This is a genomic window from Sphingobacterium sp. NGMCC 1.201703, assembly GCF_047784615.1.
In the GTDB taxonomy this organism is placed as follows: domain Bacteria; phylum Bacteroidota; class Bacteroidia; order Sphingobacteriales; family Sphingobacteriaceae; genus Sphingobacterium.
In genome coordinates, this window is the sequence record NZ_JBLOHD010000011.1 from 86,702 (window position 1) to 111,228 (window position 24,527).

The following is a 24,527-nucleotide window of genomic DNA, read 5'->3' on the forward strand; positions in this document are numbered from 1 at the left end:
TCACAAAAATTATTTTATGCGACGTCATTTGAAAAGTGCGACATCACAACTAAAATTATATATTTGCAACTTCAAACAATTTATTAACATTTATGAAATTAAAATTAGCCTATTTAATGCTCTTGTCGTTAGCATTTGTATCTTGTAAGAAAACCACTGAGGTAGAAATGTCGCTCTCTAATAGTGGAAAACTTAGTTACAGATTAACCGACGCAAATGGTAAAGGTCTGTCTAATGTCAAGGTATCCTTGTTCGATCACTTGGATAGCTATTATGCAAGCAACAGTATCTTAATAGATGAGCGTCGTACCGACGGAAACGGTCAAGTTGATTTTGGCGATCTAAATCCGAAAAGTTATCTAATAGTCGCTGATTCGGCGAAAGTAAATAATGTAAATTATATTGTTCGAGATTATGTTCAGGTCACTACCGGTATGACAAGGAATAAAGAGACCAAAGTGACAGACTTTTCAGGAACCTTAGTCGTTAAAGTAACCTCCTATTACACGAATCAACCTGCAAAAAATGTAGGTGTACTTATTATTCCTGCTAGTAATTACGAATATGAGCAATATATTTCAAAATCCTTAGCCACCGCAGAATTTAAAGGTGTGACCGGCGAGAATGGTATCGCTACATTTAAGATTGCATCTGGCAAAGATTATGTTGTCTGCCTCTACAATACAACAACACTTTCAAATGTTAGCTCGGGTACAACGTCCGTCCAAAAAGGTACGACGATGAACTATTTTGCAGGTTTTTATCAATAAATAGCTGATAGGAAACTTTAATGATATGAAAGGCTATTTTTTTATTGTGCTCACGCTGTTGATTGCAACCGTCTCCTGTAAAAAGGAAGTCATTGTCAATCTGGTAGAAGGTGAAACTACGGGAAAGCTAAACTACAAATTAACAGACGATACCGGTAAGGGATTGCCTGGCCTCAACGTTTACCTTTATGACCCTGGGAGCAAACAAGAACCTAATTTACGGATAGATTCAGCCATTACGAACAGTGATGGCGAAGTCTCTTTTAGTGATTTGTTACCTAATAATTATCAACTAAAGACTGATATCAAATTAAATAACAATGATTACAGCATCGATGAATATGTACAGATTACAGCGGGTGTAGAACGTAAAAAGACAACAAAGGTAACCGATTTTTCGGGTACCCTCAAAATTCGTTTACTCTCGTACCAAAACGGTACCCCTATTCACGGTCAGGGGGTTGTCGCATTTCCTGTCGATAAGATCCATGTCACCTCTGATAATGTCGCTGATGTAGTAAAAAGTTCGACGCTAAAGGGGCTCACAGACAAAAATGGATACGTAAGCCTAAAAGTACCTGCCAACAAAAGTTTTGATTTTATTGTTCACCACACGCTCTACGGTAACTATGGCTGGGGATATGGCACTCACCAAGTAGCAAAGGACCGCACGATAGATATAACGCTTTACAGCAGCATTCTTTAAAGCATTAACATTTCTCTTACTTTAATTCCATGGTTTTGGAAGGCGATATATAGCTTATTGTTACCATTGGTATCCTATCGATACGGAGAAGCAGGCCATGCTCCTTACTCCAGTCAAATGTAGCAACTTCAAATAACCTTTTTCAGCCAATTGGTATACCAATTGGCTGAAAAAGGTTTTAATCTTTTCGTATCTAATTAAGGCCTTATTCCTTCATAGTCAAGCCTCTAATTCGTCCAAATATTTCCATATTCATTTCTATTCACAACCAAAGGATATGGGGAATGTGCATCAAGTTTTTTGAATTTGTTTAGGACTATAGGATTTTCTGAACTTGATTGAAGGCAAGTGATTCATTTACTTTATCCAGAAATTCGCTCTCTATGAATATTATAAAAGTCAAATTTTGGATGTTTCCAAAATTTTTCTAATCCGAGTTTCGAAATTACATCAATTTCCGTTGCATATATGGGATAAATACCTTTGATATAAATCTTATATCCTGCACCAATATCAATATTTTCATAGTTTCTTTTGTCTCTAAAAATCGAGGGAGCAAATACTAAAAATCCATCCATTTCGGAATCATTAGCAATCTTTTCCCCAAAGTCGATAGGATTTCCATAAGAAAAAGGGCATTTATTTCGCAGCCAGTTTGCTAAGTAACCTGACACTCTCCCCCAGGCAAAATCATCTGATCTTACGGTTAATGTAAGTTCTGGCCTTCCATTTCGCCAATCGGGATGATGTCCCAAGGAAAGACCATATGTAAATGCTGTAATCATGCCCTTTTCGGGCGTGTTCTCATACACAATAGTGGTGACATCCGGAAGACCTTCATCTAAACTACCCTCTTTGAACAAAAGTGGTGTTTTCTTAAATATCCTATTCAAATGATTTAAGTATTGCTCCGCAGGTGTTTTCTTTTTTTGAAATAGTTTCTTGAGCATTTTTCATTGACCGTTTTTAAAACTGTCCTTAATAGCCGGTCTGTCGTTAATATAAAGAAATTTTGGCAAGAAACCCAAACGATTTCCCACTTTTTGATCGTGTATTCCCTATTTTCTGGACATGCTCTTTTTAAGTCTTAAATCCTTTATCAATTGGCCTGTTTTCATCGTGTATTTTTTTATTCCAAGCTATCTTGCAACTAAATTATGGACGGCATTAAAACAGACAATGCGGCTTACCGCTATTCAGGCCATCCTCCTCCAAATAATGAGTGCTACCTGCCAATAATGCATTGGCATCAGGTTTCATTTCCCTAGGGTCATCCGAGATGATAAACTAAATATAATTTTTACCATTTACCAATCAAACGTGGATATCACATTATTTCACTTTCATATTTTTTATTATCTTAACAGCAAACTACCATCCAATGCCAAAAAAAATTATAAGAAATCTTCAGATAGGCTTAGTGCTTTTCTTAATAATGCTGATTGCGAGTTCTATAGCATCTTATATCAGCATACATAAACAGATGGAAAACAGGCAAAGCTTATTAAAAAGCAGGGAATCTATCAGCTTAATCAAAGATATCTTATACAACTTGTTGGACGCGGAAACAGGAAATCGTGGCTATCAGCTGACTGGCCGCGAAAATTTCCTTGAACCTTTAAATAAAAGCAGGAATGAATACCCACGGCTTATTTCTAACAAAGATAGGCTTAGTCTTAAAGATAAACACCAGATTAATACTCTTAGTGAACTGTTACATACCTCGGATCTGTTGATGAAAGGATACGACTTGTTCGTTGAGAATCGTAAAAAGGGAATATTAATGAGCCCGGAAGAACTCGCGCATAACAAAAGGGCTATGGATAAATGTCGAATGCTCGTCCGGGAATTTGTAAAACACGAGGAAGTTCAGCTTGCTATAAAAAATGAGAATCTAAATGAATCTTCCAAACGGACCGTTTTATTCATTATCTTTTCGGCCATTGCCGCCATCGGTGCTTCTGTCTTCGTCTATATACGGGTAAAATCTGACCTTGTCCGCCGGGATAAGCTGGAAAGAGATCTGTTTTACACGAAGGAAATGCTTGAGGAAACAAATGCAGTTGCCCAAGTGGGAGGCTGGGAAGCCAATATGAAGACCGGAAAGGTCTTCTGGTCCCAAAGTACAAGAGAAATTCACAAAGTCAACAATAGTTTCCAGCCAACTTTTGAAAATGCCCTTGGATTTTACGAAGGAAAAAACGGAGAGCGAATAAGATATCTCATTAATAGGGCAATACAAGAAGGGATTTCTTTTGATGAAGAACTTCAGCTTCTACGTGATGACGGCGTTACGATCTGGGTAAGAGTAAAAGGTATTCCCGAATTTAAAGATGACATTTGCATCAGGGTCTTTGGAATTATTCAGGACATTGATGCCTTCAAAAAAATGTTTCTGGAAGTTGCCCAAAAGGAAGCTATGATGCAGTCCTTTGCCCATGATGTTCCCATTCCTTTGGCCATGTTTGATAAAGCCCTTAACTACGTTGCTGTAAGTAGCAGATGGAAAGATGAATTTGGTATGAATAATGTAGATCTTATCGGCAATAACCTATTTACAATATCGCCCCATGTTCCCGAAGAAAGAAAGAAGATTTACATGGATGCACTTTTGGGAAAAACGTATAATGACGGGGATTTTGCGCTGAACGTTGAAGGAAAAGAAGAAATCCAGCATTATGACCTTAAGGTGGGCCCCTGGTATCTCACGACCGATGACATTGGAGGTATAATTATTTCCATTCAGAACATTACAAATGCCGTAAAAATAAATGAAGAACTGAAAAATGCTAAGGAAACTGCGGATATAGCCAGCAAGGCGAAATCCGAATTTCTGGCCAATATGAGTCATGAGATCCGTACTCCTCTGAATGGAGTTATCGGTTTTTCAGACCTCCTACTCAGGACACCGCTGAATGAAACACAAAAACAATATCTGAATTACATCAATGAATCAGGGGAAAACCTACTTAGCATCATCAATGATATACTGGATTTTTCTAAAATAGAGTCTGGAAAAATGGAACTTTTGATTGAAAAAAGTGATATATATGATATGTTAAGCCAAGTCATTAATGTTATTCTTTATCAATCCCAGAAAAAAAATATAGAACTCCTGCTCAATGTTGAGCCGGGCCTCCCAAAAATACTTTTCATTGATGAAGCAAGGTTAAAACAGATCTTGATCAATCTCCTGGGGAATGCTGTAAAATTCACTGAAAAGGGCGAGATCGAGCTAAAAGTAGAGAAATTGCGCATGAATGATAATACTATTGCTTTGCGCTTCTCGGTAAGAGATACAGGAATTGGCATTCCTGTTGAGAAACAAAAATATATTTTCGATGCCTTTACCCAAGAAAACAGTTCCATCAGCAAACGATATGGCGGCACGGGGCTTGGGCTGACCATCTCAAACAATATATTAGGATATATGGGGAGCCGATTGTCGCTGACCAGCGAAATGGAAAAAGGTTCCGTATTTTTCTTTGATATTGAGGTGCCCTACGAAATTGCCGAACTGAGAGAAGAGGATGCAATGTCTATCAAGACAGCCTTAGTGGTGGATGATAATGAAACCAACAGGATCATTCTTGAACACATGCTTACTTATAAAAACATTAAATCTACTTTGGCTTCCAATGGTATGGAAGCACTAGATCTCATGCTAAAAGGTGAACGGTTCGATGTAATCCTAATGGATTATCATATGCCTATTATGTCTGGTTTGGAAACAATAGATAAAATTATCGGGTTGTTAAGTCAGCGAAATGAGATTGCTCCATTTATCATACTTTCATCTTCTTCGGAAGAACTGGATATTTTTGCTTCAGTTAGGAAAATAGAAAATACCCATTTACTGTTGAAGCCTATAAAATCACATGATCTGTACAAAACCCTTAAAAAGGTAGACCAAAGCAGTGCAGTAGAAATTATTCAGGATGAGTCTGGGAAAGATTCAGATCTATTTGCCCCCGGATTAGAGGTCCTTTTGGTTGATGATAACCCGGTGAATATGGTACTGAATAATAGGATCATGAAATCTCTCGCCCCCAATATACATCTGACGGAAGCTGCCAATGGTTTACAGGCTTTGGAAGAATGCGGTAAAAAGCTATTCTCCATTATTATTATGGATGTACAGATGCCGATAATGAGTGGTATCGAGGCAACACGAAATATTAGAATGTTGCCTGAATATCAACATATACCTATCATAGGCGTTACAGCTGGAAATGTGCTCGGTGAAAAAGAAAAATGCCTCGAATCAGGTATGAATGACTTTCTCCCCAAACCTATACGGCGGGCAGACCTTCTTGAAGTACTCAAAAAATATATTAGTATTTAATACTTATGAAAAATGCACCTCGAATTCTTTTAATTAAATATCAGATAAACTAAAGTGATGGCTTATAACAATGAACTTGCCAACCGAGTCCGTGAAAGACTTGCAATGGAAGAAAACATCGAAGTCGAGGAAAAGAAAATGTTTAGCGGATTATCTTTTCTTGTGAATGGAAAAATGTGCGTCAATGTCAGCCATGACAATCTGATGTGTCGTTATAATGCTGAACTAGAAGATGAAGTTTCGGAACGAAAAGGCTTCTTACCGATGACTATGAAAGGAAAGCAATTAAAAGGATATTGTTATGTAGAACCTATCGGTTTTCAAAAACCTCATGATTTCGAACATTGGATACAAATCTGTCTTGATTATAACCCCATGGCAAAAGCTGCGAAGAAGAAAAGAAAATAGACCGGATATCGGTATAAAATTCAGAATAGAGAAAAAAGCAGCCGCTTCCATCCAAATTGTTTATAGACAAGCTTTATCCCCTATTCTTTCTTTTATTATTTTTTAAAACTATTATTCAACGCCTTTAAAGGACATAATAACTCCAGGATATTTATCATGGTCTACACCAATGTATGACAAATCTATGCCTGATAAATTTTTATTCTGGATAGCTTCTTTAAATAATGGATAATTCATTTTTTCTATATGATCATTCCAATCTGCGTCTGATGTGGGTTTGATCGATGCCAGATCTTTCATTTCAAACATGGCGCGATCTGACGTTTTCTTAGAACGCTGAACAAAAACGGTATCGCCTTCTATCTTTACGATTTTAACCCAGCCAGCAGGTAAGCCTTGTATGTTATTTCCCTCTGCATCGGTAAAGAAATTAGCTCCATAGAGTTGGCCTGTTTGTAATTGTTGTGCTGATTTAGCAAGATTTTCTTTTTCGTTTCGGTATTTTTTGCCATCTGAATTGAGCTTAATACCGTAAATAATAGATCCAACAATCGCTATCGAGGCAATAAACAAATACCCCTTCCATAATTTGAAATATGGAATCGTGAGTGTTTTCTTAAAATTCTTCACCTCTTCTTTTATTTCAGGCGAATAATTTCTAGCGTGGATAACCTGTCCTTGTTGATTCACTAGCCGAGACATTTTTACCAAGCCGCCTCCAACAGGAAATCCTAAAAATTTAGTCGCAGGTGTAATGATGTGAAGATTAAAACGCTGCGGTTTAGTCTCATTTTTTAATGTTGCCGTGATATCTTTACTTCCTAGCACGTATTCGTAACGCGTATAAATGAAAAGCATAAATTGAAGAAATTAGAAATTATAAAACGGCAAATTAAAGAAAATTTCAGTACGCAGCAATTCTGTATTAATTAACTAATTAATACAGAATGAAATAAATTTATCTACCATCTAACGGATTTCGGTTTCAGGGGGTTGGCTACGACCGTCCTCCCTATTGATACTCTCGAGCGATTAGCAAAAAAAAGGTTCAATATTGATTAAATGAAAAACGTGAAGTCGGATTTAAAAAAGAACATCTATCATCTGCCAGTCTTTATCCATACTATCCAGCTTCTTATTCATAAAAATAGATCCCTTCGTAAATAAAATATCACCTATCGTAGCTGATTTAATAATTTTAAAACTGTAAAAGCCATTTTTGTTACTTTTTGTCAATACCTTACCTCCGTAAGAAATTTCTACATCGCTGACTGGTACATTGCTTTGCTCTTCTTTTTTCTTGATATGACCAAACACTACAAACTCATCATCAACAACGAATACAGGAGCATATTCCGCAGGAAAGCTTTTGGCTTTAATGTCAATTTCTTTTTCCAATTCTTCCAGAAGGTTATTATTTTTTGCAATCTCTTTGGCATTCGCCTTTAGTGGAAATGGATAGATGTCTTTAATGTCTGTATCCATGTGAGCTTGCTTTAGATAGACTTGTGCCTTATGGTTCCTTATTAGTACTCTATCGATAAATCGAGTATATTCATTTTTATTGATAACCTGATTTTTATACAATTTTCCAACAAAATTTGAATATTTCTCTTGATCTTCTTTGCTTGCATGTTGAACAATATAGTATGCAGCATTCAATGAGGAATCAGATAATTTAACTTCACTCGCTATATATTTATCTAAAATAGGTAACACAACTTTCTGATTCATCATATCACTTTTTTTCAATTGTAGTGCATATTTCTTCAAGCTATCTTGGGGAGTTGATTTATCTAGAAGAAGCTTCTCGACAATGGTCCTATTTTCTTGGTCTGCATGGTATGCTTTCATAATCAATTTTTCCAAATTCATAGTATTTTCCATCGTCTGCGCTTTCGTTATTGCTATTGACGATCCAATCAAAGATACAGCTGCAATTAATTTTTTCATATTTTAAATATAGTTTAAGAATAAATTATTGCATTATATCCATTTGATAATATTCTCACCAAGAGTTTTCGGTGAATAAGAAGAATTAGTCGGTAAATTGCCCGTTTTGGCGGTTATGTAAAACCCAATCATACAATTGTTCTTCCGTCCGAAAAGAACTCAGCGATTGATTCATCAGTACGTACTGAATTTACAATTCGCTGTATGTGTATTTATTCGTTGAGATCGGACAATTTCTTATGATTGATGCTTATCCCTAGCAATGTAGAACTGAAGACACAAAGCCATACGCAAACAATAGTGTAGAAGGCAGTTTTGGTGATCAAGAGTAGGCACAATAACGGAAAAGTTAGTAAAGATACGAAGAGAAGGGTTCCTCCTAATACAGTAAAAAATACCTTCGGATATCCAGTTACTCGTTTGCCCAAAACAGCAAAGATCAGCCCTAAGATAGGTACACCAAAGAAGCCAAATACCACTAAAGCGTCATGCTGCGGCCAGTGCTTTATCGGAGCAAAAAACATAAAATAGTTGACTGATAAGTACATCAGTACGATATAAGGCAGTAAATATTTGAAAACCTGGAATGATTTTCGACTCTTATTTTCAAAGTAAGCATTGCTGATCACCACGGGATTGTTTGGCTGTTCAATAATTTCGAAGCCATCATTGGCATTCTTTCGTGCATAGCCCATGACCGATATCCTGTCACCATTTTTCAAGGTTCTTTCGGTATGTCTTACATCATCTACGGCATGTTCGAAGCTATGAAGGGTAGCTGTTTTAACCGGTAAAAATGAAAGGTTAAATCTTTGTGAAGTCACCTTGATGGTTCCCGTACTATCGGCAATAAACAAGTCCTGGAATTTTTCATCAATGATTGCATTGATCTCATAGTCACTGCCGGTTTCGCTGTCGTAAGTTAGATTTGCTTTTTTATAATGGTAGCCAATACATTCTTGCTTAAAATATGGCGTGATAAAGGTATCAGGAGCTGTAATAGTACCATGCAATTTAACCGACCCCTCCTTTACAGCATTGATCGAGGTAAATTTGGTTTTAATTAGTTTGATAGAAGTTTTACTAGCAAACCAGATTGTAATTGCAGCAATAATTGGCACAATAGCAATCATAAAACGACTGAAAAATAGGATAACAAAAAAGAGCGCCGAAACGACGAATATGATTAAATATAATTTCTTCATTGAAACCTCCTTATGGAAAAATCGCTTTGATCCGTAAAATATTCGAGTTCTATAATTAATATAATGGTGCGGCCGTTATTAATTTTCTGTATTAATGATAGCAAGCCCCACTGTCCTGTAATATACAAATATGTTGCAAAGTAAAATATAAACAAACAGAACATGCAATAATACTTGAAAAAGCTGAGTTTTGATTTAAGCACATAGACGGTAATGCACACAATACATAAATAAAACAGGTTACTCGAAATAGCCAACATCACATCATGGAAGGGGGTAATTTTTATATACATTATAAAACATTTTAATGAGACTTTTCTAATTAATACAGAGATTCCGTTACATCTTACCTGAATTGAGCTACTCAGATCTTTGCAGATCTTCTGAAATTTGTATAATAATTTAAAACTGCAAAAGATATGCAAACCATATTAGGAGCTAATGGTCAGATTGGCGAAGAGCTCGCAAGAGAGCTTAAAAGAAATTTTACTTCATCTATACGAATTGTCAGCAGGAATGCGAAAAAAGTAAATGACACAGACGAGGTCTTTTCTGCGGATCTCTCAATTCGAGAAAAAGCGATTGAAGCGGTAAAAGACAGTGAAATTGTCTATTTCACATTAGGCCTTCCGATCAGTTCGGAGATCTGGGAGAATCAGTTTCCACTGATCCTTGGTAATGTAATTGAAGCCTGTAAGATCAACCGTACAAAACTCGTATTCTTTGACAACACCTATATGTACCCGCAGGATGATCGCATATTGACAGAAGAAACGAATTTTGCACCTGTGGGTAGAAAAGGAAGAGTCAGAAGAAAAATGGCCGAAATGCTGTTGAAGGAAATTGAATCAGGTGAACTTGAAGCCGTGATCTGCCGCGCTCCGGAATTTTACGGTCCCGGCAAAACACAGAGTATTACCAATACCTTGATTTTTAACAACATCAGAGAAGATAAAAAGCTGAAGGTTCCATTGAGCGTGAGCAAAAAGAGAAGTCTGATATGGACTCCTGATGCGAGCCGTGCCACTGCTTTGATCGGGAATACCCCGGACGCATTTGGCCAGACATGGCATCTGCCTGTGGACAAGAGCCATCCAACCTATAAAGAGTTTATCCGAATGGCTTCAAGAATTTACGACAGAGACCTGAAATATTCTGTTGTCCCAAAATTGATATTCAAAATAGGCTCATTTTTCAACAAAAGTGTAAAGGAGCTTCTGGAGCTCCTTCCCAGATATGAGCACGACAATGTATTTGATGACTCAAAATTCAGAAGGAAATTTCCGGATTTTCAAGTCACATCATATAAACAGGGAATCAGCTTCATTAAAGATGAACAGCTTTCAGGAAACAAAATATTTAAGTAAATTAGTCATGTGTAAATCTGAAAATCAGCATATGAAAACTCCTGAAAAAGTATCATCAATAAGTATGCTCCATCAATTCCTGGGATTAAAGAAACCCGCTAACCCGCTGATAAGCGTATTTAATTTTGATGATGTTAAACTCGAACCGGAGACTATACTTAGTGCAATAACTACTGATTTTTTTGTTATTGCTCTAAAAAAAGACTGTGCTGGCGGAAAATGCAAATATGGCCAGCAATATTATGATTTTGACGAAGGTATTATGTATTTCATTGCCCCACATCAAGTCCTTCAGTTTGACGATATACTGCTTAATAAAGTAAGAGGGTTCGTTTTGGTGGTCCATCCAGATTTTCTGCATGGTTATAGACTGGCATCTGAGATTAAGGAATACGGTTATTTTTCCTATACAACCAATGAAGCTTTGCATCTTTCCGAAAAAGAAGAGAAAACTATTTTTGATATCATCGCTAATATTGAACAAGAAATTAGTATCAATATGGATTCCTTTACACAGGATCTACTTGTTTCTAACCTTGATCTCTTGTTAAAATATTGTGATCGTTATTACAATCGCCAGTTTTTGACCAGAAAGAAAGTGAATAGTGATCTTCTTTCCAAGTTAGAACTATTATTGGATGACTATTTCAAAAATGATAAATTAACCATCAACGGTATACCTTCAGTCCACTCCATTGCTGATCAATTACACTTGAGCGCAAATTATTTGAGCGATATGTTAAGAGTGCAAACAGGACAAACCACACAGCAACATATTCAGAATCGAGTGATTGAAAAAGCAAAAGAACTGCTTTCTACCAGTTCAATGTCGGTCTCAGAGATTGCCTATCAACTTGGTTTTGAACATCCCCAGTCATTTCACCGTCTTTTTAAAAACCGTACCTCAGTTTCCCCACTTGAATTCAGATCGTCATTAAATTAATGAGATCGATTTAAAAGAAAAATTGAAATACAGAGATTCCGTTACTAATTCCAGTAATCAGGCTACCGTCAGATCAAAGCATATTGCGAATTTAGGATTGTCAAATTATTGATTCATGAAAAAGCTTTTATTAGTAGTTACCAACATCGATAGATATGCAAGTGGTCTACCAACTGGACTATGGCTCAGTGAGCTGACCCATATTTATCATAAGGCAAAAGAGAAAAAATGGGATATAACAATAGGAAGTCCAAAGGGCGGTCATGTGCCTATTGAGCCTGAAAGCCTGAAACCGCTAGTTCTGGACAAAATATCAAAAAATTATTATGAAGATCCATTATTTAGGGATGAACTGAACCATTCGGAAGATCTGAATGAAGTAATTAATGAACCTTTTGACTGTATCTATCTTGCTGGTGGACACGCTACCATGTATGATTTCCCAGACAATGAGAATATCCAAGAAATTATTCGCCAACAATATGAAAATGGCAAATTAGTCGCCGCAATCTGTCATGGTGTAGGTGGATTGCTAAATGTAAGGCTGAGCAATGGTGAAAATATGATCACAGGGAAATCAATCACCGGATTTGATTGGTTCGAGGAAACCATTGCCAGACGCAAACGCGAGGTTCCCTTCAATCTCGAGGCAGCGATCAAAAACAGAGGCGCCAATTTAAGAAAAGCTTTTATTCCTATGACCTCAAATGTTGTAGTGGATAAGAACCTCGTTACAGGCCAAAATCCATTCAGTTCTAAAGAAATAGCAAAAGTACTTGTTGAGCAACTGGAAAAAATATAAACATTGATGACCTGAATATGGTTATTACTTATTAATCATAAATATTTAAATTATGGCACAGAACATTAAGGCAGAAAATGATCCTCAGATCCTTTCCGGCATTAGAGATTTTCTAAAGGCTTTGAATAACAGCGGCGGAAAACCATTGGAAACATTAACACCCCAGGAGGCCAGACAGGTATTGGTTGATGCCCAAAAGTCAGTAGAAGTGGATTATTCGGGTATTATCGAATCTGAAAGAGAGATTACCCAGGACGGCATTACAGTCAATATCCATATTGTAAAACCAGCTAATGCTACTTCTGAAAATCTTCCGGTGTTTATGTTCACCCATGGAGGTGGCTGGATTTTGGGAGACTACCCCACTCACAGGAGATTAGTGAGAGACCTGGTTGTAAATAGTGGCGCAGCAGCAGTATTTACAGATTATAGCCCTTCTCCCGAAGCACAATATCCAGTAGCAATCAATCAAATATATGCCGCCACGAAATGGGTTTCGGAAAATGGCGCTGAAATTGGTGTGGACGGGAAGAATATGGCCGTTGCTGGAAATAGCGTGGGTGGTAATATGACAGCTGTACTCTGTTTGATGGCCAAGGATAAAGGGGGACCGGAAATCAAATTCCAATTGTTGCTATGGCCAGTGACTGATGCTGATTTTACCCGCGGTTCCTGGCAAAAATATGCTGAAGAAAGATTCCTTACCGCGCCGTTAATGAAATGGATGTGGGATAATTATCTGCCTGATACCGAAAAGCGAAAAGAGTATTATGCAACTCCTTTCAATGCAGCATTGGAAAAACTGAAAGGTCTTCCCCCTGCCCTAGTTCATTTGGCGGAAAACGATATCCTTTTCGATGAAGGATTAGCCTATGCAAGAAAATTAGATGAAGCTGGAGTTCCAACGACCATCCAAACATTCAATGGCTTTATCCATGACTATGGATTACTAAATCCTTTGGATAGTATAGAAGCAGTTAAATTTTCAACAGAGCTTGCTGCGCTAGCATTAAAAAAAGCATTATTCTCATAAATTACTATTCATGATAAATGGAGGTTGTCCCTAATAAAAAAACAGCCTCCTTTAGTTTTTAGTTATTATCGCTATAAACCAGATTAATCCTAGTGAATTCTATTATTTTTTTGCGTGCTATTGAAAAGCTCGCGTGTACGTACTGATTATTGTGAACATCGTCCTATCACAAGTAAACAATAGATGCTTTTTATTGCTAAATGTAAAAACCAATTCCTTGCCTTTATATTCCAATTGGATATTTTTAATAGTTTCCATTCCCTTAAAGAAATATTTGCCAGTGATGTTGAAATTTGCTTTTTCTGTAATCAAATCGATGGTGCCGCAAGGCTGATTATCTGAAACTATTACGAGCCGAAGATAACTCTCGTTCACAAATTCATGCGATATAATCTTTAGTTTTGTTGGCATCAGTTTAACATCTTTAAATTAATTGGATTTACTAGGTTCTCAGTGTAAATTCATTGACTTCTCGGATCGGTCTGTATTTTTTTAAACTTACCATTGTTATCTAAAATGTACGTTTCACTTTCAAAAACAGGTACTTCATTCATCCAATTATTGCTTATTACTGTGATTTTGTGTTTTTCTATTTTACCAGTTTTACTGAACGCAGATTCAGCTATTTCGTCATAGGAAATGTCTAGTTTATCGATTATTTTATTGTGCTTATCTATAGTAATCATTGTGGTGAATAATTCGTGCTCACCGCTTTGATAGGATATGACTACTGTACCGAAATTCTCAGAGAAAGGAACTCTATAGTTGATCCTAAAATTTGTCGCATTAGCGTGCCCCGCATCAAACTTAATTCGTTTCAGAAAATCATTGTCACGAATACCATACTTTTCAAAGCTCTCAAATCTGGTGCTGTCTATTATCGGAAAATCCCGTACAGGGAGTTTTGACAGCAAACCACTATCAGCATAGGAATCGATATCTGATTTTAGATAGGTACTGTCTTTTGCAACCTCTTCGATTGTTGGTTCTATTTCCGTAGTTTTCTTTTCTGTTTTTCGACCACCACAATTTTGAAATAGTAGTAATGCAGCTATTAAAAAGGTATAAAAGATTTTTGACATCATCTTGATTAAATTATTGCAGCTAACACTCAAATATACGCAATTTAACCATTCAGAAAATGGAAGCTTGGACTTTCGGATATTGATTTGCTATTCAGTCACAGTAGTAATTTCAGCCCTTTCTTTCGAATACTTCGGGGACTGACTTTTATATTAGCCCCCTGGCAATGTGGCTCCGCAAAAGCTGAATGAACAAGTATGGAACAGTTTAAAATCAAAGAATTTACCCATCCATCGACCATTTCATTCTCTCCTCTATCAATTGCTGTAATATAGAATTTTTGGTAGCTTTGCTCTTTCTATTAATTATTTTTCCTCCTCTTTTAAATAATGTTTATTTAAAATGTACCGAATGATGCGATTTCTATTATTACTATTACTACCATTCACAGTCTCCCCACAGACTGACTCCTTGGCTAGTCTGCCAAAATATGATGATTTAACTATACAGAATAACAATACCGATAGTCTTTTTAATTCATCTCCATTTAAACTTAAGGCAAAACAATTTATTGTACCTGCCGCGCTAATCGGGTATGGTCTCCTAGCAACAGATGCTAAATTCTTTAAAAACATAAATCTTGATGTCAGAAATGAGATCGTAGCAAATCACCCCAATTTCAAAACAAAGATCGATGATTATACGCGAATTGTGCCGGGAGCAGCGGTTTTCGCACTTCAGGCATTTGGTATAAAAGGTGAAAGCTCTGTAAAAAAAGAAGCGGTTGTATATGCCATGTCTGTAGGAATTTCAACGGCAACTGTGTTTTCTACCAAAAGGTTGATCCGTCAAGAACGACCTGATGGAAGTGATAGGCGGTCTTTTCCTTCGGGACATGCGACACTGGCATTTGCGTCTGCTGAATTCTTGCGTAGGGAGTATTGGCATGTATCACCCTGGATAGGTGTAGGGGGATACGCCGTGGCTACCGGAACGGGCATTCTGCGCCTGTATAATAATAAACATTGGCTGGGTGATGTTGCTGCCGGGGCTGGCGTCGGTATCCTATCCACGACACTCTCTTATTGGCTTTACGATAAAATCCATATCGGCGGAGATGATCAGCGTACGATTTCTTTGTTTCCGGGCTATAGCAACAGACAGTTCACAGTTGGTTTTGTAAAGCAATTTTAAATCCCTAAAATAAAAATCGATTTTCAACAGAGGGTAAAACTAATATTATTAACAGTAATTCTAAAACAATATGTTGCATAATCCATCTACAATTTGTAATTTCAAAACAATTATTTTATTTTTTATTAAGTTCTTAAGCATACAATTATTATGAAAACAAGATTGGTAACCCTACTATTTATATTATTTACAATTACATCTTTTGCTCAGAAGGCATCGAATCTACCTTTTCAGCATACTGCTACTGATAGTACGGGGGTATTTCGACTTTTTCCGACGGAAAATGGCTATACTTTTATCAAATTAAATACAAGAAATGGGAAGATGTGGCAAGTCAAGTGGGATACGAAAAATAAAAAAGTAAATCCGGTATCGGATGCCGCCCTAGTAAATAAAGACGATGAGAAAAATGGTAGATTCATGCTTTATCCAACCGTGAATATTTATAATTTCATCTTGCTCGACCAGTTGGATGGCAGAATGTGGAATGTAAAATGGAAACATGAACATGAATGGAGGGTATTCTTAATTGAGTAAGGGTTAAAAAAAAATAGCCAGTTCAATACTGGCTATTTTTTTTGCATATGAAACTCCTGCGGATTTCTATTCTTGTTGTCCCCTATCATTCGGAAGTACAGGGAATTGACCTTTAGCATCTTCGTCTATTTTTTGTGCTGCTGCCATGGAAACAACTAGATCATTCAGCATGGAACTCGCTGCTGTTGGCGAGTTGGGAAGTAAAACCAAATTGCTTCTACTATTTGCTCCGATAGCATTCAAGGTGTCATAATGCTGCGTAACCACAATTAGAGCAGATGCTTCCTGAGCATTGATATTAGCGGCATTCAGCATCTTTACAGATTCTTCCAATCCTCTTGCGATTTCTCTTCTTTGATCTGCAATCCCTTGTCCCTGAAGCTTTTTGGATTCAGCTTCCGCTTTAGCTACTGCAACAATTCGTATCCTTTGGGCTTCAGACTCGTATTCTGCGGCAGTTTTTTCACGTTCGGCAGCGTTGATTCTGTTCATTGCATGTTTTACCTGTTCATCCGGGTCAATATCGGTTACTAAAGCTTTGATAATATCGTAACCGTAACTTTGCATCGCATCTTGCAATTCGCTTTTTACTGCAATTGCAATATCATCTTTTCTGACAAATACATCATCTAACTTTGTTTTTGGTACCTCAGCACGCACCACATCAAAAACATAGGATGTAATTTGATTTTCAGGATTTTCCAAACGATAGTATGCATCTTTTACATTTTCTCTGATTACCTGATACTGAACAGAAACTTTCATCTTTATGAAAACATTATCTAGCGTTTTGGTATCAATGATAACATCCAACTGCTTTATCCTAAGATTCAGACGTTTAGATATCTGATCAAAAAACGGAATTTTCAAATGTAAACCTGCATGGCTCACTTTTAAGAATTTGCCTAGCCTTTCTATCACAGCAGCAGACTCCTGTTTGACGGTATAAAAAGAAGCAAATAATGTTATAAGTCCGAAAAAGATGAGAATTCCTAGATATATCATAACTTTAATTTATTATTGGTGATGCCTCAAATTTACATCTTTACATTGTTATTCCTAGTCTAATTATTTAATTTATATTGAATATGTTGGCAGATATGGAAATCTCGATCATTAATTAATTATAGCCCCAGCTAGTTGCTGTTTAAGTAGTATTTAATTATAAAACATCAGGTACAATTCGTTATCCGAATATCCATTTCGATACTCTTGGCATCATTTTATAAAACGATGCAACAAATGCCCAAGAAATCAAAAAGACAATCGCAGCGGTAATGGGAATCTTTAGCGATATGGGGATGGAAAATACATTAGCGAGCCAATAGCCAAAGCCAACTATAAAATAATGCACCAGGTAAATGCCAAATCCGCATTTTGCAATATTTGAGAAAACTTTCTTACAATTATCTGAAGTTAGCTTAATGGTGCGGACCAACAAAAAAACAGCTAAAGCCATCATAAGAACCTGGGGGGAACAATATAAAAAGAACAGCTCGATCTGTTCTTCACTAGAATTCGGATTAGATGCCATCCATTTAAAACCAATATATGTAATCGCATAACCGACAGTGAATAATGGTATACTTACTAAAAGTGTTTTGCGAAAAGACCATGCTTTCAAACTGTGGCTTAATACATATCCGAGTAATAAATATCCATTAAAGCCTGCAAAATAATAGAATGTACCAAAAGTATTCCATGTACCGAGTCCAAATAACTCTTTTGAGAAAAACGAATAAGCATAGGGTAAAACCAGTGTGCATGACCAAATTCCCAAAAATACCTTCTGCTGGCCTAAGGTTGACTTTTCAACCCATGCAGAAAAGAAGGGCATGTAAAGATATAAACCGATCAACATATAGATATACCACATTGGGACGGTATAGACATTGAATTTAATCGGAATTAAAGAAATCTGAACAAGTGCGCTTTCCAAAGACTGTGAAGAATCTTTTGCTGCATAGGCAAATACATCTGAAATGATCGTTGACGGAAGTCCTAATAACCCTGTTATCCAGGGGAAAAGGTTGTAAAGTACGGACCACAATAAAAACGGAACAGTAATGCGCAGCAGACGCTTTTTATAAAACTCACCAATACTCATTTTCACAGGCAGCAACAATAATCCCGTAATCATCACAAAAATAGGTACGCAGGCCCTGAGCACTGATCCATAAATGGATCCCCAATAATTAAAATCTGGATTAGACCTTGCCTCGGCCGATACATTGAATGGGTCCGAACAATGAATGGCAATCACCATAAATATAGCGACAAAACGCAATACATCAACCCAGACCTTTCTTTCCTGATCAATACTAGCATTAGAAATTTGCATGCTCAAAATAGTTGGTTAAAATGCAAAAATAAACAATCTGGCTTTGAGTAATTTTTAAGTAGTTAAAGAAATAGCACTATTTTCGCAGCGCGCACAAGGTCACATGTGATATTCCAAGATAAGACGCTATATATCCCAAATTTACCCGACGGATCAATTTAGCATGGTTAACCATAAAATCTTCATATCTTTTTTCGGCAGAAAGATAAAAGCGGTTGATTAGCCGACGTTCCATCTGCACAAAAGCTCTTTGATGCACATACCGCATCCAGTTGGCAATATCGATATGGCTGCGGCAAAGTACTTCCAATTGGTCAATTGCCATATAATACAACACCGAATCTTCGAGAACCTGCACTGTTTCTGTCTCATACCCTGGCACAGGTCCGTGAAAACTATTTGTTGAATAAAGTAAGTCTCCCTCTTCGCTGAACCACGAAGTAACTTCTTTTCCATCGAGTATGGTGTAGGCCCGGGCAATACCTTTTTCGACAAAATAAATGTTTTTATCAGTTCTGTCTGGCTGTATCAGTTTTGTCTTTTTTCGGACATTTAGCAGGTTTAAATTCTTAAGCAATATTTCCAAAGACTCGCTATTTATATCGAAATGTTTATGTATAGATGTAATGATATTATCCATTAAAGGTTATTTTCAATGTTAGATGAATGACAAAACTAACGAAAATCAAAGTATAAAAGATAAAAATTGCTTAGTGAAATGATTATGCCCAAGGTGGAGCAAAGTATCCGAACTTTATTTTAACATACAATTTCGTATTTCGTTAAACAAAAACGGCTCCCGAACGAATATTTTTCCAGGAGCCATTTTTGCCTAAGTCGGCAAAGGTAATCTTTTTGGGATAGCTAGGACCGCTCAACTGAATCTGTTCGGCGGCAAGCACTGCCCTTTCATGATCCAAGGTTTATCTGCGGACAGCTCAAGACTGAAGTGGACAAAATATTCTTTATCTGCCTGAATATGTTTTGCCATTGGCAAGGCGACCGGGTGTAATGCGGGTGTGATATTGGACAAATGTTAGGCAAAGGTGGGTTGACTATTGAGTTCCACACCATTGAGGTTTATGTTTAAAAACCTTGACGAAAGCAGCAAGTCGACTTAAAGTTTCTCTTCATAGGAGATTCTTCTAGTGCCATCTTAAAAGTTAAAGCAATGATGATTACAAATGTCCAACTTTGATAATCTATCCTGCTTTTCTCTTCCCAGATTCCAGGCTAGCTTTTAGCATTGCCATAAGATCTATTGTTTTTTCTTCTGGCTCTTTTGTTTTTTTAGATTTTATATTTTTACCCTTTGCTTTCTGTTTTATAATTTTCAGTAGGTCTTCATTGTAGGTATCTTTATACTTCGACGGATCAAAAGCCTCCGCTAATGATTTAATTAAAGCTTCTGCCATGTGCAGTTCTTCGGCTTTAGGTGCTTTTCCTTTTGGAATTTTCAGGTCTGCATAACTTCTCATTTCCTCAGGATATCGCATTCTGTTTACCATCAAAATTTCCTTTTGGTAAGGACGAATCATACAGAGGATTTCCCTTTCTCTAAGGATAAAGGATCCCACGCCTGCCATTTTGGTTTTCAGAAGTGCTTCTAACAATAATTTATAGGCAGTATCACCATGTGCTTGAGGTTCAAGAAAATAGGGTGTTTCAAAAAGGGCCACATCTACTTCATCTTCGCTAACAAATTGTTTGATGCTCAAAATTTTTGATTTTTCCGGGCTTACTGCCTCAAAATCATCATCATCCAATACAATATAGTTATCTTCTATTTTGTAGCCTTTTACAATATTCTCCCAAGGAACTTCTTTGTTGGTATTTTCATTTACCCTTTTATATCTGATGTTGCCGAGATCTCTTTTATCTAGCATATCTAAATCTAACGTGCTCGATTCACTAGCTGAATACAGTTTGATTGGTATATTTACCAATCCAAAACCTATTGCTCCATTCCAGATTGCTCTCATATTTTTATAGTTTTAATTTATAATGCAAGTAAGGTAATTCTTTAAATTTATTGGAATATAAATTCATGAATATTAATACGTTACCTGCAGTATCCTGGCTATTCCTCTTCCAAAAGAATTCGTATGACTGCGTTTGTTTATTTTAACTTATTAAAGCTCACCTTACAATCCAATAGTTATTTATCGAACAAGTCTTCACAACCAAAAGTTTTATAGAAATACATTTTAATATACCAAGATAACGTTCGTTTTTTCCTAAATTGTGACCAATAAATGGACTCAGACAAATTAAAATATGATGATCATAGAATTCCTGTTCCACAAGAGTTTGAAGCAATATTCTCTCATTTTTATTTTGCCGAGAATAAGACTAAAACAACAATCACCAAAACGCTTTTACCGTCTTTCCAAACCATAATGGTTTTCAGCTTCGGGCCCGCTGCTTTTTTGATTTCTAAGCAAAAAAAGAAAATTGAAATTGGGAAATGTATTGTCCTGGGGCCTATTAAGTCTGCATTTGAATATGGTATCCCCCAAAATTCCAGCATACTGGTTGCGAATTTCAAAGATGACTCATTCTACCGCTTTTTCGGTAAAGCCGTTTTATCAAACGATCTGCCTATTCATCCCGATGAAGCCCTTAATGAGAATTGTTTCACCTATATATGGACCCAACTGAACTGCATAAATTGCGTTCAGGAAAAGGTGGCGTATATAATCAATTTCTGCCGACCCTACCTCAATTCACAAAATGCCACTTCCAAGCTCTTAGCCAACTTTAAATCGAGCGCAATAAATCCAATCAAATCTATAGCAGCTAAAGAGCAACAAAGTGAACGAAACATCCAATTGATACATAAAAAACACTTTGGTTTCAGTGCAAAAGAGATCACGCGTTACCATCGCTTTTTAAAAACCATAAAGTTGATTCAACAGATTAATTTGTCTAATGAAAAGATAAACTGGTTTAAAATCATTGACCAATGTGGTTATTATGATCAAAGCCAACTTATCCATGACTTTCAGTATTTTATAGGGCTATCACCCAGAAATTACCTAAAGTTTCAGCGGGATATCTGCCAACCTATCGATCAATAGCCTTTTCGTTTTCTTACAATTTTTCCGGTGCTCCCTATTTTAAATTTGTACTGTTCAATCAATTAAAATAACAGTATGAAACATCTTATTATTTACGCGCATCCAAATCAAGAAAGCTTGAATGCTCAATTTAAACAGTGTATAGAAAAAATGCTGGAACAGCGGGGATTAGAAGTAATCGTCCGAGATCTTTACAGTATAAGATTTGATCCAGTACTGTCTCTGGACGATATGACAGGACAGCGAAAAGGCATCGTCAATGACCTCATTAAAAAAGAACAAGAATACATTTCTTGGGCGGATCTCGTCACCTTTATCTATCCGATCTGGTGGACAGGTATGCCAGCAATAATGAAAGGGTACATTGACAAGGTATTTAGCTATGGATTTGCTTATAGCTATGATCAAGGAATGCAGAAAGGACTATTAAGGGGGAAACAGGCTATAATCATTAATACTCATGGGAAATCCAATGAAGAGTATGCTGCAATTGGTATGGATAAGGCCTTATTGCTAACCTCAGATAAAGGCATTTATACCTACTGTGGCTTCGAGGTCAGGGAGCATTTCTTTTTTGATAAAGCTGATCGCGCGAGCTCTGAGGCTATTGAAATTTGGTTTTCTAAAATCAGAGATGTGTATACGGCTAACCCGTTCAAAATAATCTGACCTTTTGAACAAAGTGAATTAGGCCTTTTAAACAAAACGGCACCTGAGGATCTACCTTAACTTTGTATTATTCAATAACAGTTAAATATAGTCAACATGGAAAAGAATAATTATCAAGGGACTCTACAGCAAGCTATAGGATCAGGCTTTAATGCAAAATCAACAGCGAACGAGGTTGTTAATAACATTTGTCTTACTGGAAAAACAGTGGTCGTCACAGGAGGGAACACGGGGATCGGGCTAGAAACCACGCGAGTACTGGCAGCAGCTGGGGCTACCGTAATCGTACCTGCACGAAATATTGAAAAAGCAAAACAGAATCTGCAAGGTTTGGCCAATGTAGAAATTACTGAAATGGATTTAATGTCTCCCCTGTCGATTGATGCCTTTGCCAATCATTTTATTGCTTCTGGAAGACCTCTGCATTTATTGATCAACAATGCCGGTATTATGTGGGTTCCATTGCGTAGAGATGAACGAAATATAGAATCACAACTTGCTACCAACTACTTAGCTTTGTTTCAACTAACCGCAAGATTGTGGCCTGCATTAAAAAAAGCTAATGGCGCGCGAGTGGTGAATGTTTCCTCTCATGGTCATCATTTTGCGCCTTTTGATTTTGATGATCCTAATTTTCTCAACAGAGAATATGAAACCCTACTGGGATATGGACAGTCCAAGACAGCGGTTAATCTTTTTTCTGTCGAGTTGGACATCCGCGGGCGATCCTCCAATATCAGAACGTATGCTGTTCATCCAGGTTCTATCAGTGGAACAGAGTTGGGCAGAGAGGCTCCTTTGGAGATGTTTCAAAAAATGGGATTTGTAGATGCAGATGGTCATATGCTACCTGAAATCGCTGCATCTTTAAAATCCGTACCACAAGGAGCAGCAACAACGGTATGGTGTGCAACGAGCCCTTTATTGGATCATATCGGTGGCGTATACTGTGAAGATGGTGATATTGCCGAAGTATCATCGGATATCAATCATAAAAAAGGTGTAAATCCATATTCGTTAGATGAAAACTATGCAAAGAAACTGTGGAAGTTGAGTGAGGAGATGAGCGGAATTGTGTTTAGGCCATAAATGCTGACGTCGACAAGTGGTTTGAATATACTTTGGCCTATTCGGATCACTTGTCTTAAAATTATAAGAAGGTGAAAAATTCTTATCTTTACTTTATTGATTTCCTGCAAAAAGCTAAAAAATCATGGAATACCAAGCCCGATATATTACAGAAGATATAAAACTCTCCAGCTATGAAGACAAATTCTTCAGGTCAGACATTATGTTTGACCAACATATGTTAGTATGGTTTCTTTCAGGTGAAACAAAGATCGTACAAGCAGATAATACATATTTATTTGGAAAAGGAGACATTTTTTTGATCCCGAGAAACCAGTTAGCTACCATTATTAATTATCCTAAAGACGGTGAGCCCCACAAAACAGTGGTCATGCATTTATCCTTGGAAATATTAAAGAATTTTTACGCGGGCAAGAACATTGTTTGTCAATCACAAGAATCATCCAAGATTTTCCGTTTCAATAACCATCCATTGTTGGAAAGCTGCCTGCTATCACTTATGCCTTATTTTGAGATGGCGAGTGTCCCTGACGACATTGCATCTATTAAAATTACGGAAGCGATAAGTATTCTCAGGGCATTGAATAGGGAGATCGATCATGTCCTCGCAAATTTTGAAGCACCGGGGAAAATCGACCTTGCCAATTATATGGAAAAGAATTTTATGTTCAATCTTCCACTGGAGAAATTTGGCTATCTGACAGGTAGAAGCCTGACAACATTCAAACGTGATTTTAAAAAAGCTTTTACAATGACTCCACAACGGTGGCTAACATTTAAGCGTCTGGAACTTGCCTATTATCAACTTGCTGAAAAGAAAAAAAAGCCGCTAGAAGTATGTTATGAAGTAGGTTTCGAAAACCTTTCCCATTTTTCCTATGCTTTTAAGAAGCAATTTGGAATTGCGCCAAGTCTTTTGGCGCAGCTTATTTAAAGCCTAAATAAATAAATAAATAACACTCAACATTTATCCGGCTCACAAAATGATATCTCCAGAGCTTTTCTACCTGAGAAAGACTGGGGTTAAAGTGGCGGAATGTCGGAGTCATGATTAGCATCACC

General features: G+C 36.9%; 23 protein-coding genes. 14 read left to right on the top strand and 9 right to left on the bottom strand.

Going from position 1 to position 24,527, the window contains the following annotated elements; all coding sequences use genetic code 11:
• Positions 1-92: 92 nt before the first annotated feature.
• Positions 93-770 (top strand): hypothetical protein, encoded by a 678-nt coding sequence (locus tag ACK8HY_RS20575; protein ID WP_416134656.1) that lies wholly within the window; start codon positions 93-95, stop codon positions 768-770.
• A gap of 25 nt (positions 771-795) precedes the next feature.
• Positions 796-1,476, top strand: a complete 681-nt coding sequence (locus ACK8HY_RS20580) for a carboxypeptidase-like regulatory domain-containing protein (protein ID WP_416134657.1) — start codon at positions 796-798, stop codon at positions 1,474-1,476.
• A gap of 362 nt (positions 1,477-1,838) precedes the next feature.
• On the opposite strand, the gene ACK8HY_RS20585 is transcribed toward ACK8HY_RS20580, so the two are convergent.
• A complete protein-coding gene (locus tag ACK8HY_RS20585; protein ID WP_416134658.1) occupies positions 1,839-2,426 on the bottom strand; it encodes a suppressor of fused domain protein in 588 nt (195 codons plus the stop codon).
• A gap of 533 nt (positions 2,427-2,959) precedes the next feature.
• Between ACK8HY_RS20585 and ACK8HY_RS20590 the strand changes: the two genes are divergently transcribed.
• Both ACK8HY_RS20590 and ACK8HY_RS20595 read left to right on the top strand, forming a co-directional pair.
• Positions 2,960-5,821, top strand: coding sequence for a response regulator (locus tag ACK8HY_RS20590; protein ID WP_416134659.1), 2,862 nt, complete (start codon positions 2,960-2,962; stop codon positions 5,819-5,821).
• A gap of 57 nt (positions 5,822-5,878) precedes the next feature.
• Positions 5,879-6,229, top strand: a complete 351-nt coding sequence (locus ACK8HY_RS20595; protein WP_416134660.1) for a TfoX/Sxy family protein — start codon at positions 5,879-5,881, stop codon at positions 6,227-6,229.
• 111 nt (positions 6,230-6,340) lie between these two features.
• On the opposite strand, the gene ACK8HY_RS20600 is transcribed toward ACK8HY_RS20595, so the two are convergent.
• From ACK8HY_RS20600 to ACK8HY_RS20610, 3 genes are all read right to left on the bottom strand, one after another.
• Complete coding sequence (locus ACK8HY_RS20600; RefSeq protein WP_416134661.1) at positions 6,341-7,087, bottom strand: hypothetical protein; 747 nt, start codon at positions 7,085-7,087, stop codon at positions 6,341-6,343.
• Positions 7,088-7,312: 225 nt separating this feature from the next.
• Positions 7,313-8,182 carry a hypothetical protein gene (locus ACK8HY_RS20605; RefSeq protein ID WP_416134662.1) on the bottom strand — a complete coding sequence of 290 codons (870 nt, stop codon included), beginning with the start codon at positions 8,180-8,182 and terminating at the stop codon, positions 7,313-7,315.
• A gap of 212 nt (positions 8,183-8,394) precedes the next feature.
• Positions 8,395-9,387, bottom strand: coding sequence for a hypothetical protein (locus ACK8HY_RS20610; RefSeq protein WP_416134663.1), 993 nt, complete (start codon positions 9,385-9,387; stop codon positions 8,395-8,397).
• Positions 9,388-9,806: 419 nt separating this feature from the next.
• Between ACK8HY_RS20610 and ACK8HY_RS20615 the strand changes: the two genes are divergently transcribed.
• From ACK8HY_RS20615 to ACK8HY_RS20630, 4 genes are all read left to right on the top strand, one after another.
• Entirely contained in the window at positions 9,807-10,754 is a 948-nt protein-coding gene (locus ACK8HY_RS20615; protein ID WP_416134664.1) for an NAD-dependent epimerase/dehydratase family protein, read from the top strand.
• A 31-nt stretch (positions 10,755-10,785) separates the two neighbouring features.
• Positions 10,786-11,697 carry a helix-turn-helix domain-containing protein gene (locus tag ACK8HY_RS20620; RefSeq protein ID WP_416134665.1) on the top strand — a complete coding sequence of 304 codons (912 nt, stop codon included), beginning with the start codon at positions 10,786-10,788 and terminating at the stop codon, positions 11,695-11,697.
• A 115-nt stretch (positions 11,698-11,812) separates the two neighbouring features.
• Positions 11,813-12,499, top strand: coding sequence for a type 1 glutamine amidotransferase domain-containing protein (locus ACK8HY_RS20625; RefSeq protein ID WP_416134666.1), 687 nt, complete (start codon positions 11,813-11,815; stop codon positions 12,497-12,499).
• Between the two features lie 52 nt (positions 12,500-12,551).
• Complete coding sequence (locus tag ACK8HY_RS20630) at positions 12,552-13,532, top strand: alpha/beta hydrolase (protein WP_416134667.1); 981 nt, start codon at positions 12,552-12,554, stop codon at positions 13,530-13,532.
• Positions 13,533-13,993: 461 nt separating this feature from the next.
• Here the strand turns inward: ACK8HY_RS20630 and ACK8HY_RS20635 are convergent, their stop codons facing one another.
• Positions 13,994-14,617 (bottom strand): hypothetical protein, encoded by a 624-nt coding sequence (locus ACK8HY_RS20635; protein ID WP_416134668.1) that lies wholly within the window; start codon positions 14,615-14,617, stop codon positions 13,994-13,996.
• Positions 14,618-14,966: 349 nt separating this feature from the next.
• On the opposite strand from ACK8HY_RS20635, the gene ACK8HY_RS20640 reads away from it, so the two are divergent.
• Positions 14,967-15,749 (top strand): phosphatase PAP2 family protein, encoded by a 783-nt coding sequence (locus ACK8HY_RS20640; RefSeq protein ID WP_416134669.1) that lies wholly within the window; start codon positions 14,967-14,969, stop codon positions 15,747-15,749.
• A 150-nt stretch (positions 15,750-15,899) separates the two neighbouring features.
• Positions 15,900-16,286 (top strand): hypothetical protein, encoded by a 387-nt coding sequence (locus tag ACK8HY_RS20645; RefSeq protein WP_416134670.1) that lies wholly within the window; start codon positions 15,900-15,902, stop codon positions 16,284-16,286.
• 66 nt (positions 16,287-16,352) lie between these two features.
• On the opposite strand, the gene ACK8HY_RS20650 is transcribed toward ACK8HY_RS20645, so the two are convergent.
• The 4 genes from ACK8HY_RS20650 to ACK8HY_RS20665 all read right to left on the bottom strand — a co-directional run bounded on the left by ACK8HY_RS20650 (position 16,353) and on the right by ACK8HY_RS20665 (position 20,609).
• Complete coding sequence (locus ACK8HY_RS20650) at positions 16,353-17,291, bottom strand: SPFH domain-containing protein (protein WP_077433948.1); 939 nt, start codon at positions 17,289-17,291, stop codon at positions 16,353-16,355.
• 181 nt (positions 17,292-17,472) lie between these two features.
• Entirely contained in the window at positions 17,473-18,627 is a 1,155-nt protein-coding gene (locus ACK8HY_RS20655) for an acyltransferase (protein ID WP_416134671.1), read from the bottom strand.
• A gap of 76 nt (positions 18,628-18,703) precedes the next feature.
• Positions 18,704-19,267: a Crp/Fnr family transcriptional regulator gene (locus ACK8HY_RS20660; RefSeq protein ID WP_077433952.1), complete on the bottom strand. Its 564-nt coding sequence runs from the start codon at positions 19,265-19,267 to the stop codon at positions 18,704-18,706.
• 562 nt (positions 19,268-19,829) lie between these two features.
• Positions 19,830-20,609 carry a Ku protein gene (locus ACK8HY_RS20665; protein ID WP_077433954.1) on the bottom strand — a complete coding sequence of 260 codons (780 nt, stop codon included), beginning with the start codon at positions 20,607-20,609 and terminating at the stop codon, positions 19,830-19,832.
• A 273-nt stretch (positions 20,610-20,882) separates the two neighbouring features.
• Between ACK8HY_RS20665 and ACK8HY_RS20670 the strand changes: the two genes are divergently transcribed.
• The 4 genes from ACK8HY_RS20670 (at position 20,883) to ACK8HY_RS20685 (ending at position 24,399) form a co-directional block, all read left to right on the top strand.
• Entirely contained in the window at positions 20,883-21,707 is an 825-nt protein-coding gene (locus ACK8HY_RS20670) for a helix-turn-helix domain-containing protein (RefSeq protein ID WP_416134672.1), read from the top strand.
• 75 nt (positions 21,708-21,782) lie between these two features.
• Positions 21,783-22,376, top strand: coding sequence for an NAD(P)H-dependent oxidoreductase (locus ACK8HY_RS20675; RefSeq protein ID WP_416134673.1), 594 nt, complete (start codon positions 21,783-21,785; stop codon positions 22,374-22,376).
• A gap of 96 nt (positions 22,377-22,472) precedes the next feature.
• Entirely contained in the window at positions 22,473-23,465 is a 993-nt protein-coding gene (locus ACK8HY_RS20680) for an SDR family NAD(P)-dependent oxidoreductase (RefSeq protein WP_416134674.1), read from the top strand.
• Between the two features lie 124 nt (positions 23,466-23,589).
• Positions 23,590-24,399, top strand: a complete 810-nt coding sequence (locus ACK8HY_RS20685) for a helix-turn-helix domain-containing protein (protein WP_077433962.1) — start codon at positions 23,590-23,592, stop codon at positions 24,397-24,399.
• The last annotated feature ends 128 nt before the right edge of the window (positions 24,400-24,527 follow it).